Here is an 18,728-nt window from a genome sequence, read left to right on the forward strand (position 1 = left end):
TTGCTGTTAGGATCACATGTTTCGATGAGCGGTAAGAAGATGTTGCTCGGTTCGAGTGAAGAGGCGCTAGGCTATGGCGCTACGACGTTTATGATTTATACAGGAGCTCCTCAGAATACGAGGAGGAAACCGATTGAAGAATTGAATATTGAAGAGGGCCTTTTACACATGAAGGAGAATGGTCTATCCAATATTGTCGTTCATGCCCCTTATATCATCAACATCGGCAATACGACTAAACCAGAGACGTTCAGGCTAGGCGTTGACTTTCTTCAGCAGGAGATCAAAAGAACGGCTGCTCTTGGGGCAAATCAGATCGTGTTGCACCCAGGGGCTCACGTTGGTGCGGGAGCCGATAAAGGCATTGCGAAAATTATTGAAGGTTTGAATGAAGTGTTATCCGAAGATTCGACTGTACGGATTGCGCTTGAAACGATGGCTGGAAAAGGCAGTGAGTGTGGCAGGAATTTTGATGAAATAGCCAAGATTATTGACGGTGTAAATAATAACGAGCGCCTTTCCGTCTGTTTTGACACTTGTCACGTCCATGATGCAGGCTATGATATCGTCAATGACTTCGATGGCGTACTAAATGAATTTGATAAGATTATCGGAAAAGACAGGATTTCAGTCATCCACGTCAACGACAGTAAAAACGAACGTGGGGCAATGAAAGACCGCCATGAAAATATCGGCCATGGCCATATCGGGTTTGATGCACTCAGTTATATTGTCCATCACCCCGAGTTCGTGTTGATTCCTAAGATCCTTGAAACACCATTCGTAGGGACCGACGCTAAAAACAAGAAGGCCCCGTATCAATATGAAATCGAAATGTTGAAAACAAAAACATTTCATGCTGATCAAAGGGAGCTTTTGCTCGTATAAGAACAACCCGCCAACCGAATTGAGTTGGCGGGATGTTTTTTTGCTGAATTCAGCAAAAGCCGTAATTGATTTAAATCATATCCAAATACTGACGGAACAATTCCTCTCCCTTTTTTTCTCCTACAGCATACTTCACTTTTTTGATAAAACTTTCTGGAATGCCTGTAAAAAGCCAATGGAATGAAATTTCATCAAGTAAAGGACGTAACGCTCTAATTTCTTTAATTGATAAATTAATGCCGTAAGCATCGGCTAGCATTTTAGCCTCCTCGTCACTCTTCTTCTTAATTTCATTTAGTATTTGCATATAATCCAATTTACACCATTCCTTCTCAATTAGTTGTGTCTGGCCGACTCTTCCTATATACTTCTACTAGTAATCGTAATCGTTCCTGTTTACATTCTTTCAACAGAAAGGGATTTTACTATATGTCAAAGACGATCATTGAATGCATTGACGTCAATTTTCAATATGAGCACTCCACCGTTCTAGAAGATATTTCATTGGAAGTGAAAGAAGGGGAGTTTTGGGCGCTCATCGGTCCGAATGGATCTGGAAAGTCGACGCTGATTAATATTATTTTAGGATTATTGAAAGCCGATCAAGGAGAAGTGAAGTTGTTCGGCCAAAACGTGGATTCCTTCAGGCATCGTGAACGTATCGGCTATGTCTCGCAAAAATCGAATTCATTCAATTCGGGATTTCCTGCAACCGTTCTTGAAGTCGTGAAAAGTGGCCTCACTCGAAAAGTCGGACTATTTAAGGGTTTTACAAAGAACGATGAGCAAAAAGCGTTGAAATCATTGCAAATCGTTAAAATGGAGGAGTTTGCCAACCAGAATATAGGTGAATTATCCGGCGGCCAGCAACAGCGTGTATTCATAGCACGTGCATTAGTTGGCGAACCGGATTTATTGATCATGGATGAACCGACCGTCGGTATTGACCAGAAAAATGTTGCATCGTTCTATTCTATGCTCAATGAATTGAACCGTGAACATGGGATTGCGATACTCCTCGTAACACATGAAATCGATCTTGTTACCGAGTTGGCAACACATGTTGCGTGTCTAAATCGATCAATCCATTTCCATGGCGTTCAGTCAGATTATAAGAAGATGAATGATGAAGATATATCATTATGGTACGGTCACCCAGTGAGGCGCGTTCATCAAGAAAAGAAAGGGGTATGACCGTGATCAGTGCTCTATTCACATATGAATTTCTTCAAAATGCATTCCTCTCAGGGATGATTATCGGAATAATTGCCCCGTTGCTAGGGCTTTTCATTGTCGTCAGAAGGTTGGCCCTCATCGCAGATGCATTAAGCCATGTGGCATTGGCCGGTATTGCGGGCAGCCTCTATTTAAGCCAATCCGTTCTCTTTTTTTCAGCGCTTAATCCGGTCTATTTAGGGATGGTAAGTGCAGTAGGCGGCTCATTGTTAATTGAAAGGCTGAGAGGTGCATATAAACATTTTGAAGAACTGGCAATTCCAATTATCCTATCGGCAGGAATTGGTTTCGGAGCGATTTTTATATCGCTTGCGAAAGGATTTGGCTCCGATCTAGTTGGATATTTATTCGGTTCTGTTTCAGCTGTCAGCAGACAAGACCTATGGATCGTTGTTATTATTGCAATCATCGTCATCACATTTATAAAGTTTTTCTATAAAGAAATGTTTGCCTTGTCTTTTGACAAGGAATACGCAAAAGTATCAGGCGTCAATGGAAAGGTCATTCAAATCTTTTTCATGATCATAGTCGCACTGGTCATTGGGGCATCGATGCGGATCGTCGGGATTTTGCTCGTCTCTTCATTAATGACGATACCGGTGGCAGCCGCGATTCAGCTTGCTAAAAGCTTTAAAGGAGCGCTTGTTTACTCAATCATCATTGGTGAACTCTCTGTGATTATCGGACTGTTTGCTGCGTTCCATCTCGATATTGCCCCAGGGGGGACAATTGTTATTACGTCCGTTATCATTCTATTGTTAGTGCTCTGTTGGAAAAAGCTAAAAGGCAAACTAGTTGGGCGGAAGGTAAAGGGGGAATTCGCATGACACTTGATGAGGCATGGCGCATTTTACAGAAGCATCAATTCAAGAGGACTAAGAATCGTGAGACGATTTTGGAATTCTTTTCTCGTAATGATCGCTATTTGACTGCCATGGAAGTGCGGAACTTCATGACTGTCGACAACCCGGGGATAAGCTTTGATACGATTTATCGTAATTTAACGACTTTCTCAGAGCTTGGTATTTTGGAAGAGACGGAGTTGAACGGAGAAAGGCATTTCAGAATGCAATGCGATCATGGTGTTCATCACCATCATTTCATTTGCACAGCATGCGGCAAGACGCGGAACATCGCGCATTGTCCTATGGAATCGGTTTCAGTTAATTTGCAAGGGTATGAAGTGGAAGGCCATAAATTTGAAATTTACGGAAAGTGTCCAGTTTGTGTAGCGCAATAAAAAAGAAGTAGGGAATTCACCCTACTCCTTTTTCAATTTACTTTTTCTTCAATTGGAAACAACTCTTTGATCCATTTGTCTGCTTCTTGCCAACTCTTCACTCTTATAACGCCTTCCGGAATCGGTCCGCGATTATACGGAGTGTCAAAAAGGAGTACTGGAATGTTCAATTCCTCATGAATCTCGACAGCGTTGTCGTACTTATCTTCGAAAAATGCATCGACCTTGAACTTTTTAGCAGTCTCAATCTTATAATGGCTGCCAATTAGCTCGATGTGGTCGTATGGGATGCCTTGCCGTTCAAACCAGTCAAATGTGCATTCTGCAACATTTAGGCCCCTTGCAGAAATATAATAGAGCTCGTAATGCTCTTGCCATTCCGAGAGGATCATTTTAGCATATTCTTGAGCAGGGGATGCGGCATATATCGTTGTTTCCGTTTGGCGATACCACTCGTAAAACTCTTTCTCGTCAACGGGAAACGCTTTTGTCAGATCATATTCCTTTATATCATCTAAAACGAGATTGCATCCAAAATGTGCGTTAATATGCGGCAGGAGGGAAGTCGGACAAGTGACCGTCCCGTCGATATCAATGCCGAATCGGATTTTCCTCATTCAGAAGTCCCGCTTTTAAGAAGTTCCTCTTCTTGTCTTTTCTTTTCGAAGTACTCCTCAGCTAACTTATCAATTTCGATTTTCAGTTCATCGACCATCGTTTCCTCAGGCACTTTCCGGACGGTTTTCCCTTTCATGAAGAGCAATCCTTCTCCGCGCGCACCTGCAATTCCAATATCCGCTTCACGCGCTTCTCCTGGGCCGTTCACTGCACAACCCAATACAGCTACTTTCAATGGCGCTTTAATCGTAGAGATATATTCCTCTACTTCATTCGCAATCGAAATCAAGTCGATTTCAATACGGCCGCAAGTCGGGCAAGAGATGAGAGTTGCAGCATTTGAAGATAGGCCGAAAATTTTTAACAGCTCACGTGCCACTTTTATTTCTTGTACGGGATCTGCGCTCAGTGAAACCCGCAATGTATTCCCGATACCGGCTGAAAGCAGCGTACCAAGCCCTGCTGCACTCTTAATGGATCCAGCGAATAATGTTCCGGACTCTGTAATCCCGAGATGCAATGGATAATCGAATGCCGCTGCCGCTTTCTTATATGCTTCCACCGCCAAGTTAACATCTGAAGCCTTCAATGAAACGATAATATCGTGGAAATCAAGATCTTCCAATATTTTAATATGATGCAGCGCACTTTCTACCATACCGTCTGCAGTCGGATAACCGTATTTTTTAAGAATATGTTTCTCAAGTGAGCCTGCATTTACTCCAATTCTGATCGGTATACCTTTTTCTTTTGCCGCTTTGACAACAGCTTCGACTTTTTCTTGACGGCCGATATTTCCAGGGTTAATCCGAATTTTATCTGCACCTTGCTCGATCGCGATTAGTGCAAGTTTATAGTCAAAATGGATATCGACAACAAGTGGAATATTGATGCGTTCTTTAATGGCGCCGATGGAGTATGCTGCCCTTTCATCGGGACATGCTACACGGACGATTTGACAACCCGCTTCCTCTAGACGTAATATTTCTGCCACCGTTGCATCGACATCGTGTGTTTTTGTAGTTGTCATACTTTGAATGAATAGCTCGTCACTTCCGCCGATTGTCAAATTTCCGACTCGTACAGGACGTGTTTTAGATCTGTGTATTATTTCACTCATGGATTATTCTCTCCTTAAGAAAACTCATAACTAATTTCTATTTTAGCAATCAATCGGATGAAAAGACAAGGGACACTGCTTAGAAACATTATTAGTTGCAATTATTTTGCCCAATTCCCGAAAGGGGGAGTTTGACGGAAAGACCTCCGACAAGCTCTTGGTTTCGAAGATGTGGGTTGAGGGTATAAAAATCTGATAGTCTTTCAACAAATGTAGATTCTGGATCCGGGTACATCGAAAAAAGCGCTTCGATCGTATCTCCTTGGATTGTCGTCACATGAATGCTTTTTATGGGCTCCTCTATACACGGCACTTCATTACCGAAAAACGAAGCAAGAGGGATTGTCCCATTCCCTAAGTCGATTCTGATAATATGAAAGGCAAGAAAAAGTATAACGGCTACGATTAAAGTACGCATAAACATTCCCCCTTCTTCCAACACAATATGCGGAATTCAGGGAATTATTCATTTTGCCGCTTTTTTAGCTGACTTTGGATAATATTTGAGCGCATTCGTCAAATATCCGATATGGATAATGGACGTGAGTAGGATGCTCCAAGTTTCGTTTACCTGTAAGAAATCGAAAATAATCGTCAACAATAAAGGGACAGTCATTGAGATGGCCGTTGTCCGCCATAAGTGACGATATTCTGTGCGCCTACCCATCAAGTTGCCGATCCAAATTGCGATGGTCGCAAAAATGCTAATTCTGACAAATACGTAAAATGTCGCGATAACGAATTGGAAGAGAAATGCTATCGGATAAATGAGTCCGCCAATTGTTTTACTATACTCGTTCAGTTCTGTGGAAGCCTCGAACAGCTCGGCATCTCCTAAAGAGAATCGGGTGAATGAAATGAGTGTCATTACTACAATGAATAGGAAAGCATAGCGAATGACTCGACCAATCGGTAGTAGCCGGAAAGCGGCCAATTTTTTTGGTTCGTGCCATGCCGCCAGAAATAATTGATGGAACTTCAAAGTAAGACCTCCTTTACATACTAACAGTTTATCACTTCTGCCGATAGGAAGTGGTAGAAACATTTCTACAGAGTAATGACTTCCGAATTGATTGTTAAGTGAATGTAAAGATTCCTATGCCTCTATTTACAATTCGTTAATAATGTCAACATAATAAGGATGTTATGCATAATGCATTATGGAGGTATACAATGTAATGGAAGTGAATTGGCAGGAAGTGATCTTTCAATTTGCAGGAGGTCTCGGAATCTTCCTATTCGCCATTAAGTATATGGGTGATGGTCTGCAAAAAGCAGCAGGAGACAGGCTGCGAAGCATACTAGATAGATTCACGACAAACCCTTTCATGGGTGTGCTTGTAGGAATTATTGTAACTGTTCTTCTCCAGTCTAGTTCGGGGACCACCGTTATTACAGTTGGACTGGTCAGCGCCGGCTTCATGACGCTTCGTCAGGCAATCGGTGTCATTATGGGTGCCAATATTGGTACGACGATCACGGCGTTTATCATCGGTCTGGATGTAGGCGACTATGCTTTGCCGATTATGGCGCTCGGTGCAATTCTTATTTTCTTCTTCAAAAAGAATATCGTAAAGAACGTCGGAGAAGTGGTTTTTGGCTTCGGGGGGCTATTCCTTGGATTGGAATTGATGAGTGAAGGGATGAAGCCGCTCCAGTCACTTGCGACGTTTTCAGACCTTACAGTAGCAATGGCTGACCACCCTCTGCTCGGAGTTGTCGCGGGGACCGTCTTTACGCTTATTATCCAAAGTTCAAGTGCAACGGTCGGGATATTGCAAGGGATGTATGCAGAAAATCTCGTTTCATTGCAAGCTGCCTTGCCGATTCTGTTTGGTGACAACATCGGAACGACAATCACTGCGGTTCTTGCCTCAATCGGTGCTTCTGTAGCTGCAAGAAGGGCAGCAGCAACTCATGTCCTGTTTAACGTTGTCGGCACGATCATTTTCATGATTTTCCTTTATCCGTTTACGCTGTATGTAGAGTGGATTGCCGTTCTTTTGAACTTGGAAAATAAAATGCAAATTGCTTTCGCTCACGGAACGTTCAATGTAGTGAACACGATTATCCAATTCCCGTTGATCGGCGCTTGGGCATTTCTTGTGACGAAGCTAATTCCAGGCAAAGATGTCACAGTTGAATATAAGCCTAAGCATTTAGATCAGAATTTCATTAACCAATCTCCTGCTGTTGCAATCGGACAAGCGAAAGAGGAAATCATTAGGATGGGTGATTTCGCAGTCCAAGGTTTGCAGGAGACTTATGAATACTTAAAGACGAGCAATAAGCGCAGTGCCGAAAGGGCGTATCAGATCGAAGATGCCATCAATAATCTCGATCGTAAAATTACGAATTATCTCGTCGAAATTGCAGCGGTCAATATTTCGCCGATTGAGTCCGCTAGACATGTCTTGCTAATTGATGCTGTCCGGGATATCGAACGAATTGGGGATCATTTCGAGAATATTATCGAACTGATCGAGTTCCGAGAAGTGAACAGTGTGAATTTAACTGAAGACGCGATGGAAGATTTAAGAGAAATGTTCACATTGACAATTGCTACAGTTGAGAAGGCAGTCCGTTCGCTCGATATGAATGATACAAAACTGGCGAAAGAAGTTGCTGAGCAAGAGGATTTGATCGATAAGATGGAGCGGAAATTCAGAAAGAACCATATTATCCGCTTGAACGAAGGGAATTGTTCAGCTCAAGCGGGAATGGTATTTGTTGATATCGTCTCCAACTTGGAACGAATTGGAGACCACGCAGTCAATATTGCCGAAGCTATCTTAGGCAAACATCAGTAAGGGAGGGGAAAGAATGGAAATAGCGGGTTGGATTGCGGCTATTGTCATGTTCATCATTGCTTTTATCGGATTGATCTATCCAATTATCCCTTCCGTAGTTTTCATTGTAGGCGGTTTTCTATTATACGGTTGGATCGTATCTTTTGAAGAGATGAGTTGGTTGTTTTGGGTCATCCAAGGGCTGTTCGTCATTTTGCTTTTCGGCGCGGATACGCTTGCAAATCTTGTAGGAGTGAAAAAGTTCGGCGGGTCCAAGGCGGGAATGTGGGGAAGTACGATTGGTTTGCTCGTTGGGCCTTTCGTTATTCCTGTGGCGGGTATCCTTATCGGACCATTCCTCGGTGCATTCCTAGCGGAAATGATCGTGTCGCGGACCGGTGTGAAACAGTCATTGAAGACCGGAATTGGATCAATCGTAGGATTTTTCACATCTATCGTTGCCAAGGGAGCCGTCATGCTGCTGATGATAGGAATTTTTCTACTCTATGTCCTCACATAATTCATTTCAATTGAATGGCCTTCCTAATTTTGATAATGTTTATAGTGTAGGATAAATTATGAATCAATTGAGGAGGAATGGAAAAATGGCTTACAAATTACCAGAATTACCATACGCGTACGACGCGCTGGAGCCTCACATCGACAAAGAAACGATGAACATCCACCACACGAAACATCACAATACGTATGTGACGAACGTGAATAACGCATTGGAAGGGCACGAAGACTTGGCTGCAAAGTCCGTCGAAGAGCTAATTTCCGATTTAGATGCTGTTCCTGAAAGCATCCGTACGGCTGTCCGTAATAATGGCGGCGGTCATGCGAACCATACGTTCTTTTGGAATATCCTTTCACCAAATGGTGGCGGAGCTCCAACTGGCGCACTAGCTGAAGCGATTGACAAAAAGTTCGGCAGCTTTGATGCATTTAAGGAAGAGTTTGCAAAAGCGGCAGCGACTCGCTTCGGTTCTGGCTGGGCTTGGCTCGTATCGAATAACGGTGAGCTTGAAGTCACTTCAACTCCAAACCAAGATTCTCCTTTGATGGAAGGAAAAACTCCGATTCTCGGTCTTGACGTTTGGGAGCATGCTTACTATCTAAACTACCAAAACAGACGTCCTGACTACGTTTCTGCATTCTGGAACGTTGTAAACTGGGACGAGGTCGCAAAAAAACTTCGGTAAATAATCCATTATGATGCAACCAATCATATATCCTGTTCGTCAGGATATATGATTCAGAGTGTAGACAAAGTCGTTCTTTGACTTTGTCTACACTCTTTTTTAGGAAGATAGTAATGGGCAGGAATTTCCTCAGCCTGATTGAAAACGCTTGTCAGCCTAGGCGCGAAGTGGAGCGAAGACGCGAATAGAACTTAAGTTCATGAGCGGACGAGCGACACGAGCAACAACGGATGCGAGCGTTTGTCAACAGGCTGAAGCATATATCCTGTTCGTCAGGATATATGCTTTTTATGTTTAGAATGCTATAATTCAATCTGGACCTAACTCAAGTAAGGAGAATACATATGAAAAAACCGATGCGCAAAGTGGATCAAGCAAAAATCCGACAACGGAAACATATCGCATTCAGGATGAACCTACTTTTCTTTTCGATTTTCATCCTATTTTCCTTGCTCATTTTTCGACTTGGATACTTACAGATCGTCAAAGGTGAAGAATATACGAGGTTATTGGAAAAAACCGAGGAAATTGCGGTGAATACTAGTGTTCCTCGTGGTCGGATATATGACCGAACAGGAAAGGTGCTCGTCGATAATAAACCGATGAATGCCATCACATATACGAAGACGTCTTCAACGACTTCTCAGGAAATGTTGAAAATCGCTGAAGCCCTATCTGAACTGATTGAACAGGATACGAAAAGGGTTACCATTGGTGATAAACGTGATTTCTGGATCTTATTGAATCCTGAAGAGGCGGAAGCGAAGGTGAGTCCCGAAGAACTGAAGGGAATCAACAAAGATGGTACTTTATCCAAGCATGAGGTTCAACGTGAAATTACGCGTTTGACTCGTGAGAGAATCACTGATGAGGAACTTAACTCATTTACCGATCATGAACTTGAAGTGTTGGCCATCTATCGTGAAATGATGTCAGGGTACGCTTATTCTCCTCAAATTATTAAAAGTGGAAACGTCACAGAAGAGGAATTCGCAGCTGTCTCGGAACGTTTAAGTGAACTTGAAGGAGTTAATACGACGACTGATTGGGATCGGGTGAAATTTTCGGATAGTACGATACTTGGGACAATGACAAGTTCGATTGAAGGACTTCCGCGTACTCATCTGGATTATTACTTGGCACGGGATTACTCTCGGAATGATCGGGTCGGACGAAGCTATTTCGAGCAGTATTATGAGGAATTGTTAAAAGGGCAGAAAACGATCGTTAAAAATGTCAAGGATCGAACGGGCCGTGTTATCGAAACAAAAACTGTCCGAGAAGGGGAACCGGGGAAGGATCTCGTCTTATCAATGGACAGCGAATTGCAGGAATCATTGGAGGAGCTAGTTTCAGAAAAGCTTCTTGAAATGAAGAAAAATCCAAAAGCGGGATTGCTTGATCGGGCATTCCTCGTCATGATGGATCCTAATAACGGTGAATTGCTTGCGCTAGTTGGTAAGCGTTTAGTGAAGGATGAAGATACAGGGAAATGGGAAGTGCGGGATTATGCTTACGGCACTTTCACATCAGCTTATGAAGTTGGTTCCACAGTGAAACTTGCAACGGTCCTTGGCGGGTATAGCGAAGGGGTGCTGTCGGTCGGTGAAGTGAAAATTGACGAACCGATCCATATTGCCGGAACAAACGTTAAACGGACATTATTCAATCCTTACGGACGGGTTCCCGTCAATGATATCCAAGCGATTGGCAGGTCTTCGAACGTTTACATGTTCCGAATCGCTATGTCGCTCGGGGATGCTGTCTATCGACCATATATGCCTTTACGCATCGATATCGGCGGATTTGACAGGCTTCGGAACGTATACGCGTCTTTCGGTCTTGGCGTGAAGACTGAAATCGATTTGCCGGGCGAATACTCCGGCCAAACAGGGACTGACACGATTTCAGGTAAACTATTGGACTTTGCAATAGGGCAATTCGATACGTATACACCGCTGCAACTTGTCCAATTTGTATCTACCGTGGCAAACGGGGGTTACAGGGTCGCTCCGAAAGTATTAAAGGAAATAAGAGAACCATCCAAAGACGGGGAAACACTAGGTGTATTGCTGCAGGAAACGGAAGTGAAAGTCCTGAACAGAATCAATAATACTGAACAAGAGATTGAGCAGGTGAAAAAAGGAATGCAGTATACGTATTATGGACCAAACGGAACTGCGCCTTACTTATTCAGAGATGCACCCTATACAGCTGCCGGGAAAACGGGTACTGCCCAATCGTCCTATTTTGGTGATGATCGGAGCAAGTATGGGATGCCTTCCGTAAACTTGACGCATGTCGGTTTTGCGCCTGCCGAAAATCCGGAAGTGGCCTTTTCCATCGTAGTGCCATACGCTTCCACAGATCGAAGCGATTATCCGAGTAGAGCGTGGAACGAACTAGCGAGAAGCTCACTTGACGTTTACTTTGAATTGAAAGAAGAGCGGGAAAAAGCAAACAGGATTGAAACAACCGACCAAAAAATAGATCGTCAATTCGAAACGAAAATAGATGAGGAGAAAAAAATGCTGCCATACCGCTGAAAGAGCGGTGGCAGCTTTTTTTATCTGTTTTTCGTATTTGTAATGATACGAGCGATTGTTTCGAGATCCATCGTTGTGTCGACTGCATGCTCTCCAATTTGAATGCGGCCAGCTAGACCTTTGTCAATCAAATATTGTTCTAAATCTTTCGCGTTCTCTATAATTCCGGCACGCTCAAGCTTGTCCGCTACGGTTGAAGAGGTCGAACCGGGTTCAATGGAAAGGATGATTTTCGTAATTTGTGTTGAAGTTGGCACGCTGTCAGATTTTGATTCTGTCTTCCCCTCACTGTTACTTGATGCTTCCGTTACAGAATTCGCTGATTTAGGAGACGTTAATGTTTGAGCAACAGCTAACTCTTTTTTTACCTTTTCGAGCTCGGTTTGCAACTCGTCGATTTGATTTTTGTAATCGTGAGGATTCGTCGCACTAGGGTCTTCATTCGTAACATAAAGAATCCCTCCCGCTAGAATGCAGCCTATACCGACTCCTCTTAACAAGTCCTTTATCATAACGTGACACCCCGGGATTTCAATACATTCATAACTTCCTCATTGGATAGAGAAGAGCGTTTTGCGATTTCTGGAATTGAATAACCTTGTGCTTGCAAGGAGAGGATTTGATTGATTATAATTTCGTGTACAGGTTTGGAATTCCTTCGGTGCCCGTTCGTGACCGGTCCAGCACTGATCATCAATTCTTCTTCCACAGCTTTCAAACGTTTTTTTAATTGGTTCGTCTCCTGATGGAGGCTGATAGAGATGTTTTCAATTTCTTCTTCGCTTTTCCGGCTGGTGTTTCCAATGAAGAAAGATAGGATGATACAAATAAGTCCGATGCTAAGTAAAATAATTTCAATATCCACTGTTGAACAACCTCCGGGAATAGATTACTTTGTTCCCATAATATCATATGCAACTTCTGAATGTAATTTGAAAGTATGAATGAAATGGTTGTGGATGGATTGTAAAAACTCTAGCCTCCTACATAGACCATTGATTTCCGTTCCGATTGGACGCTTTCCGCGGGCACGGCTTCAGTCTCCTCGTCACTGCGTTCCTGCGGTGTCTTCAGCTCGCGCTGTTCCCGCTGGAGTCGCCAATCTCCACTCCAATCAATTGGAATATGAGCTGGATTCTAAAATTGCATGGTAACTGTAAAGGCATGAAATTGGAGCCTCTCTTTGTATAATGGAGTTTGGTGACTAAATTACTGCAATGGGAGAACCCGTATGTTTAAAAATATCAAGAGATTATTACTTTGGAAATCCGTGACACTTTAATAAGATTTTTTAGATGTGCTCCAACAACTTTTTAAGGAACTTGATTAGGGTTTTGCCAAATGACGATGTTTGAAAACAGAGTAAAAAATGCAGAAGTTGGAGTGATTGTAGAGCGGTGCCTCTATGCGATGTTATGGTCAGCCATGGGGAAAGCCTGTCTACCGTGTATAAAAAGACTTCAATGTTTTTAGGTTGTGTTTCTGATTCATTCTTATTTAGCAGTTATATCTGTTGATTGGAGTGGAAGGCGCCGACTCCTGTGGGGTTGGCGGGACAGGTGAGACCCCGCAGTGGAGCGTAGCGACCGAGGAGGCTCACCGCCGCCCCACGGAAAGCGTGCGCCTGGAGCGGAAATCAACACGATTTAGTTTGGACTTTTTTTAAAAAGTGATTTTGTACAGCAAGAATAGCAAATAAAAACTTTTACTTTACACCCGATTTGGAGCAGTATCCGCAAAAACTTAACACCATCAATTTGAAACTTTCTACTTTACATACGAGTATGATATGATACAATTGAAAAGTCGTATAAATCATGCTCATATTTAATTTATATTGCCAATGAGTGGGAGGGACAACAATGCGCGTAAATATTACACTTGCTTGCACAGAATGTGGAGAGCGTAATTATATTACAAAGAAAAACAAGCGTAACAATCCGGAACGTCTTGAAATGAAAAAATATTGCTCACGTGAAAAGAAACAAACTTTGCACCGTGAAACGAAATAATCGCTCATGCCAAAACTCTTCGCGGGTTTTGGTTTTTTATTTCAGAATGGGGGAATACTTGTATGAGTAAATTGTCAATGCGTAAACAAATGATAAAAGCCATGAAAGATATGAACCGTTCTGAACATGCGAGCAAATCTGCGAATATTTTGGAACTTCTTCATACGTGTGAAGAATATACTTCTGCGAGTACAATTGGTGTCACGATTTCCCGTTTTCCAGAGGTGGAGACGAACTTATTAATTGAATCCGCATGGAGGGCAGGGAAGCAGGTAGCCGTACCCAAATGCATTCCAGCAACTAGGGAGATGGATTTTAGGATCATTACCTCTTTCGATGATCTCGAGACGGTTTATATGGATCTGGAAGAACCAATCGTTGAGCGTACAGTTTCCATCGACAAAGGGCAAATCGATCTTCAAATCGTTCCCGGAGTCGTCTATTCAAAAGAAGGCTTTAGAATCGGGTTTGGAGGCGGTTATTATGATCGCTATCTGACTGGCTACGAAGGCGATCTTGTATCTTTGGCGTTCGATATTCAGATTTCTCAAGCTGTGCCTACAGAAGAGCATGATATCCCAGTTAACAAAATTATTACTGAAAACAGAGTGCTACATTGCCGAGAAATGCGGGATGTGAAATGAAAGATTTCCTAGATGTCCTGCAACTTCTTAAACGTTTCGGCATTTTTATATATACAGGGGATCAAAAAACAGATATCGAAATGATGATGTCTGAAGTGAAAGAGCTATATGATAATGGCTTAATTATGAAAGAGGATTACCTACCAGCACTTATTATTTTGAAAAGGGAATTGGGTAGACGGGCAAAATAGAAGTTGTCCGATTGCAATTTCCTTCAATTTATTTAATGAAAATGAAACTTTTTAATGACTTAATCGTCTATAATATGTAGTGCATGTACAAATGACAGGGTGAATTTACAACATAGGCTTTAATTTGAAAGGAAGATACAGTATGAAAAGAGTAACTTGGCCCAAACATTCCGTACTCGTCATTGCTATTGTCGCAACATGGATAACTACGTATATTGGCTATATCACTAGCTTTAATATGAAGATCGATAATATGATGCAGGAAATCATATTGTTCATGAACCCGCTCAGCTTTCTATTATTCGTATACGGCTTATCTTTATTCATGAAGAGTGCAAAAAGGCGCAACATATATATAATTTCAATTAGTTTACTAACGTCGATTATAATGTTTAGCAACGCAGTGTTTTATCGGTTTTTTAATGATTTCATCACACTGCCACTATTATTCCAAACAAGCAATTTTGGGGATTTGTCATCTTCGATCGGAGAGAATTTACATCTAACTGATATTTTCTTCTTCGCAGATGTCATCATTATTGCATTGGCAATCAAGTTCATCCCGACATCGAAAACAACTCTTAGCCAACGGAACATCGGACGGAAGCTTTATTTTGTAGTAGCCGCAACAGTGTTGATGATCAACTTAGGGTTAGCGGAAGCCCAACGCCCGCAGTTGTTGACACGGAGCTTCGATAGGGAATTGCTCGTAAAAAATATTGGAGCGTACAATTACCACATCCATGATTTGTTCATCCAATCAAAAACACATGCACAACGGGCTCTTGCCGATGGCAGTGAACTGGCTGAGGTGGCGAACTATATTAACGCAAATTATGCAGAACCTAACTCGAAAATGTTCGGAATTGCGGAAGGTCGTAATGTGATCTTTGTTTCCTTGGAGTCGCTGCAAAACTTCGTCATTAACAATGAGATGAATGGCCATGAAATTACACCATTCCTAAACGAACTCACAAATGATCCAGACACATTTTATTTCAATAATTTCTATCATCAAACAGGATTAGGGAAAACATCCGATTCTGAATTCATCGTAGAAAACTCACTATATGGCCGGAATGGAGGAGCTGTCTTTTTCACGAACAGTGGGAATACATTCAACTCCATGTCGGAAAGACTAGGTGAAAATGGATACTTCACGAGTGTCATGCATGCGAACAACAAAAGCTTCTGGAACCGTGACATCATGTATCAAGCTTTAGGCATTGAAAAATTCTACGATGTTGATAGCTATACAATCGGTGAAGGTGAAGCAGTTAACTGGGGAATGAAGGATATTCCGTTTTTCGAACAATCCGTGGAGATTATGAAAACGATGCCTCAACCGTTTTCTACTAGAATGATCACATTGACGAACCACCATCCATTTGACTTGGATGAAGAAGATATGATGATTCCGCCATATGATTCCAATTCGAAAACGTTGAATAAATATTTCCAATCAGCTCGTTATATGGATGAGTCGATTAAAATCTTCTTTGAAGAATTGAAGAAGAACGGTTTGTATGACAATTCGATAATTGTTATGTACGGAGACCATTATGGAATTTCCGAAAATCATAATAAAGCGATGGGTAAGTATTTGGATAAGGAAATCACGCCATTTGATAGTACTGTATTGCAAAAAGTACCGATGTTCATCCACATTCCTGGTTATGGAAAAGGAGAGACAGTTGAAGAACTTTCGGGTCAATTGGATGTGAGACCGACGATTTTGCATTTACTTGGAATCGATACGAAAGAAGACATGCAAATGGGAGCGGACATCTTTTCACCTGATCATGATCCGTTTGTCGTTTTCAGGGATGGACGCTTCGTAACGGAAGATTATATTTATACAAATGAAGTTTGCTACGATATTACAACAGGAGAACAAACCGACGGGGCAGCGTGTGAGCCTTATATCGAGCGAGCGACCACCGAACTTGGCTACTCCGATTTGATCATTAATGGAGATTTGCTGAGGTTTACGGATAAGGAAGAGTAATTAGCCGATTGAGGCGAAAACGTCTAAAGTCTGCACGGGTTTGTTTACCGTGCAGATATTTTTTTGAGAGAAAGATGGAAGGAGGGGAATATGGCGAGATGAAAAAATATTTTTACTTGTTTGCAATGATCATTTTTTTATTGACCGGGTGTTCGGAGCAAAACGATCCATTCCCCACGCAAGAGGACATCGAAGAAGAACCGTCACCTGTTGAAAAAGAGACCATTAAACCGCCGACTCCCCATCAGTTCAAAGCGGACCCTTCCACTTTTCACTTCATTGCGGACTGGCTGAATGATTCTCAAGTAGTGTATGTAGACAAGAGGGACGGCTTTTATAGCGTTAATTACTTTGACATTGAAACAGGGGAATCCGCCTCAGTTTACGAGGATAAATCATTCATTATCGATGTACTCATCCATCCCTCACGCGATTATTTGCTAGTTCATACAAGCGATCAGCCAAACTCGGCTGTTATAAAAGTTGTTGGAAAGAACGGCACAGTGCAACATGAAGTGGAAATCGATTCGACGGAACTTGCAATTGAATGGAATCGCTCCAATCCAGAAAAAATATTGTTCACAGCCTTCCATGAAGACTGGTCCTTTGACCTTTTCGTCTTTAATGGCGATGATGATAGCCTTTCCATCATTGATCTGGATGATCCTTTTCCAAAATGGGCGGGTGAGGATCGAATTATCGGCATGTCTATAGACCATCCACTTGACGGAGGGGTCATTCAAATCATCAACTTGGAAACGTCCGAGAATGAGATGACTGATATCGAAAATGTGATTTATTTTGACGCGTTTGAGGACCGTTTTGTCATCGTCCAGTCAATCGATGCGAATTCATTTACGTATTCTGTGAGAGAGCATGACGGCTCAGTTATTTTTCACTGGACCATGCCAGCGGTCAGCAATTATTCAGAATGGATTGTGCCATCGATCGAATGGCTTGATCAGGACCGTCTGATTGTGAAAGGTGCAGATAAAAGCGGCCAACTGGATGAGATGGGAAGTGGATATAATGTTTATCTTATTGAAGATGGTACGATCCAACTGATTTTAAAAGGATTGGATGCGGGTCCAATTAAATGCACTCCGTCTGGGCGTTATTGTTTGAACGGATATACTTTAGAGGAATTGATTGATGTGGAAACGAAGAAAAAATATAAATGGATTGAATTTGATAACTAAAAAACATCCTCCGCATTGTAGCAGGGGATGTTTTTTTAAAGACGGATTAATGTAAAGTAGGCGGATATCCTTGGAAGACAATCGTTGCAATTGTAAAACCGCCAAAAATCACAGCAGATGCAACATTGAACAAAATGCTCAATACATTGCGCTCTTTGAACGCTTGTACAGTACCAATGACAGCAAAGATTGCAATAAGGCCAAAAATTACCATTAAGATGTTCATGTGGAAGACACTCCTTTCAACAGAGAAAAAATGAATGCCGATTTAGCAATATTCCTCTTCTATTGTACTGTTTACTTTAGATTTTGTCGAGGTATATTAATGACAATTGTTTGAAATCTAATCATAACTTGATTACTATACATAGGAGGAGGTGTGGAGGATGCTTGAAATACATACATATCCGTTAGGTCCAATTCAAACGAACTGTTATGTCATTGTCAATCGTGAAAAGGAATGTTTAGTGATCGATCCGGGGGAAGAAGGGGATCGGATCATCGCAGAAATCGAAGGGATGAACAGTAAACCGGTTGCCATTCTGTTGACGCATGCCCACTTCGATCATATCGGGGCGGTGGATCGGGTGAGGAATCATTTTGATATTCCTGTCTATATTCACGAAGCCGAGCAGGAATGGTTAGGGAATCCAGATCTGAATGGCTCTTCCAAATATCCTAGCATTTCCCAAGTGAAAAATAAGGCAGCGGATTATTTCCTAGTGGAAGGTGACTTGCAAATTGGAGCATTCCAATTAGAGGTCAGGCATACACCTGGTCATTCTCCCGGCAGTGTCTCTTTCATTTTTAAGGATGCCGAAATTGCTGTTGTAGGCGATACGCTTTTCAGAGGCAGTATCGGAAGGACGGATCTGCGTGGTGGGGACATGAATACACTTCTACAGTCCATTCACGACAAACTGTTGACCTTAGATGACGAGTTTGTCATTTACCCAGGTCACGGACCGTCAACAACTCCTGAAGAAGAACAGGATATGAATCCTTTTTTAAATGGTTTTTAGGAACAAAAAA

The 18,728-nt window shown here is 42.1% G+C and carries 22 protein-coding genes; 14 read left to right on the plus strand and 8 right to left on the minus strand.

All coding sequences use genetic code 11. The features are described from left to right. On the plus strand, positions 1-888 hold the full coding sequence (locus tag MHZ92_RS13400; protein WP_239432285.1) for a deoxyribonuclease IV: 888 nt from the start codon (positions 1-3) through the stop codon (positions 886-888). A gap of 70 nt (positions 889-958) precedes the next feature. On the opposite strand, the gene MHZ92_RS13405 is transcribed toward MHZ92_RS13400, so the two are convergent. Then, on the minus strand, positions 959-1,204 hold the full coding sequence (locus MHZ92_RS13405; RefSeq protein WP_370644715.1) for a hypothetical protein: 246 nt from the start codon (positions 1,202-1,204) through the stop codon (positions 959-961). Positions 1,205-1,317: 113 nt separating this feature from the next. On the opposite strand from MHZ92_RS13405, the gene MHZ92_RS13410 reads away from it, so the two are divergent. From MHZ92_RS13410 to MHZ92_RS13420, 3 genes are read left to right on the plus strand one after another with little or no spacing between them, the layout of a single operon-like run. Beyond that, entirely contained in the window at positions 1,318-2,082 is a 765-nt protein-coding gene (locus MHZ92_RS13410) for a metal ABC transporter ATP-binding protein (RefSeq protein ID WP_239432222.1), read from the plus strand. A gap of 2 nt (positions 2,083-2,084) precedes the next feature. Then, the gene (locus MHZ92_RS13415) at positions 2,085-2,951 is read left to right on the plus strand and encodes a metal ABC transporter permease (RefSeq protein WP_239432287.1); all 867 of its coding nucleotides are present in this window, start codon (positions 2,085-2,087) and stop codon (positions 2,949-2,951) included. Beyond that, positions 2,948-3,364 (plus strand): Fur family transcriptional regulator, encoded by a 417-nt coding sequence (locus tag MHZ92_RS13420; protein ID WP_239432223.1) that lies wholly within the window; start codon positions 2,948-2,950, stop codon positions 3,362-3,364. Before MHZ92_RS13415 ends, MHZ92_RS13420 begins: the two co-directional genes overlap by 4 nt. A gap of 32 nt (positions 3,365-3,396) precedes the next feature. Here the strand turns inward: MHZ92_RS13420 and MHZ92_RS13425 are convergent, their stop codons facing one another. From MHZ92_RS13425 to MHZ92_RS13440, 4 genes are all read right to left on the minus strand, one after another. After that, entirely contained in the window at positions 3,397-3,981 is a 585-nt protein-coding gene (locus tag MHZ92_RS13425; protein ID WP_239432224.1) for a 5' nucleotidase, NT5C type, read from the minus strand. Continuing rightward, positions 3,978-5,102: a flavodoxin-dependent (E)-4-hydroxy-3-methylbut-2-enyl-diphosphate synthase gene (ispG, locus tag MHZ92_RS13430; RefSeq protein ID WP_255723536.1), complete on the minus strand. Its 1,125-nt coding sequence runs from the start codon at positions 5,100-5,102 to the stop codon at positions 3,978-3,980. The genes MHZ92_RS13425 and ispG overlap by 4 nt, the downstream gene beginning before the upstream one ends. A gap of 91 nt (positions 5,103-5,193) precedes the next feature. Further along, on the minus strand, positions 5,194-5,520 hold the full coding sequence (locus MHZ92_RS13435) for a hypothetical protein (RefSeq protein WP_239432225.1): 327 nt from the start codon (positions 5,518-5,520) through the stop codon (positions 5,194-5,196). A gap of 48 nt (positions 5,521-5,568) precedes the next feature. Further along, the gene (locus MHZ92_RS13440) at positions 5,569-6,084 is read right to left on the minus strand and encodes a DUF1189 family protein (RefSeq protein WP_239432226.1); all 516 of its coding nucleotides are present in this window, start codon (positions 6,082-6,084) and stop codon (positions 5,569-5,571) included. A gap of 196 nt (positions 6,085-6,280) precedes the next feature. Between MHZ92_RS13440 and MHZ92_RS13445 the strand changes: the two genes are divergently transcribed. The 4 genes from MHZ92_RS13445 to MHZ92_RS13460 all read left to right on the plus strand — a co-directional run bounded on the left by MHZ92_RS13445 (position 6,281) and on the right by MHZ92_RS13460 (position 11,642). Next, positions 6,281-7,912, plus strand: coding sequence for a Na/Pi cotransporter family protein (locus tag MHZ92_RS13445; protein ID WP_239432227.1), 1,632 nt, complete (start codon positions 6,281-6,283; stop codon positions 7,910-7,912). A 13-nt stretch (positions 7,913-7,925) separates the two neighbouring features. Then, positions 7,926-8,411: a DUF456 domain-containing protein gene (locus MHZ92_RS13450; RefSeq protein ID WP_239432228.1), complete on the plus strand. Its 486-nt coding sequence runs from the start codon at positions 7,926-7,928 to the stop codon at positions 8,409-8,411. An 85-nt stretch (positions 8,412-8,496) separates the two neighbouring features. After that, positions 8,497-9,096 (plus strand): superoxide dismutase, encoded by a 600-nt coding sequence (gene sodA, locus MHZ92_RS13455; protein WP_239432229.1) that lies wholly within the window; start codon positions 8,497-8,499, stop codon positions 9,094-9,096. A gap of 344 nt (positions 9,097-9,440) precedes the next feature. Continuing rightward, complete coding sequence (locus tag MHZ92_RS13460) at positions 9,441-11,642, plus strand: peptidoglycan D,D-transpeptidase FtsI family protein (RefSeq protein WP_239432230.1); 2,202 nt, start codon at positions 9,441-9,443, stop codon at positions 11,640-11,642. A 20-nt stretch (positions 11,643-11,662) separates the two neighbouring features. On the opposite strand, the gene MHZ92_RS13465 is transcribed toward MHZ92_RS13460, so the two are convergent. Together MHZ92_RS13465 and MHZ92_RS13470 are read right to left on the minus strand one after the other, a co-directional pair. Continuing rightward, positions 11,663-12,154 (minus strand): endolytic transglycosylase MltG, encoded by a 492-nt coding sequence (locus MHZ92_RS13465; RefSeq protein ID WP_239432231.1) that lies wholly within the window; start codon positions 12,152-12,154, stop codon positions 11,663-11,665. Next, on the minus strand, positions 12,151-12,507 hold the full coding sequence (locus tag MHZ92_RS13470) for a hypothetical protein (protein ID WP_239432232.1): 357 nt from the start codon (positions 12,505-12,507) through the stop codon (positions 12,151-12,153). The genes MHZ92_RS13465 and MHZ92_RS13470 overlap by 4 nt, the downstream gene beginning before the upstream one ends. A gap of 997 nt (positions 12,508-13,504) precedes the next feature. Between MHZ92_RS13470 and rpmG the strand changes: the two genes are divergently transcribed. The 5 genes from rpmG to MHZ92_RS13495 all read left to right on the plus strand — a co-directional run bounded on the left by rpmG (position 13,505) and on the right by MHZ92_RS13495 (position 17,696). Beyond that, positions 13,505-13,654, plus strand: a complete 150-nt coding sequence (gene rpmG / locus MHZ92_RS13475) for a 50S ribosomal protein L33 (RefSeq protein ID WP_060210366.1) — start codon at positions 13,505-13,507, stop codon at positions 13,652-13,654. A gap of 62 nt (positions 13,655-13,716) precedes the next feature. After that, complete coding sequence (locus tag MHZ92_RS13480) at positions 13,717-14,298, plus strand: 5-formyltetrahydrofolate cyclo-ligase (RefSeq protein WP_239432233.1); 582 nt, start codon at positions 13,717-13,719, stop codon at positions 14,296-14,298. Further along, entirely contained in the window at positions 14,295-14,489 is a 195-nt protein-coding gene (locus tag MHZ92_RS13485; RefSeq protein ID WP_239432234.1) for a YqgQ family protein, read from the plus strand. The genes MHZ92_RS13480 and MHZ92_RS13485 overlap by 4 nt, the downstream gene beginning before the upstream one ends. A gap of 142 nt (positions 14,490-14,631) precedes the next feature. Beyond that, positions 14,632-16,497, plus strand: coding sequence for an LTA synthase family protein (locus MHZ92_RS13490; RefSeq protein WP_239432235.1), 1,866 nt, complete (start codon positions 14,632-14,634; stop codon positions 16,495-16,497). A 98-nt stretch (positions 16,498-16,595) separates the two neighbouring features. Beyond that, entirely contained in the window at positions 16,596-17,696 is a 1,101-nt protein-coding gene (locus MHZ92_RS13495) for a hypothetical protein (protein WP_239432236.1), read from the plus strand. 46 nt (positions 17,697-17,742) lie between these two features. Here the strand turns inward: MHZ92_RS13495 and MHZ92_RS13500 are convergent, their stop codons facing one another. Further along, positions 17,743-17,922 (minus strand): DUF2759 domain-containing protein, encoded by a 180-nt coding sequence (locus tag MHZ92_RS13500; protein ID WP_239432237.1) that lies wholly within the window; start codon positions 17,920-17,922, stop codon positions 17,743-17,745. A gap of 160 nt (positions 17,923-18,082) precedes the next feature. Here MHZ92_RS13500 and MHZ92_RS13505 point away from each other — a divergent pair, with 160 nt between their 5' ends. Next, entirely contained in the window at positions 18,083-18,718 is a 636-nt protein-coding gene (locus tag MHZ92_RS13505) for an MBL fold metallo-hydrolase (protein ID WP_239432238.1), read from the plus strand. Positions 18,719-18,728: the final 10 nt, after the last annotated feature.

The organism is Sporosarcina sp. ACRSL (assembly GCF_022346605.1).
Classification (GTDB): Bacteria; Bacillota; Bacilli; order Bacillales_A; family Planococcaceae; genus Sporosarcina.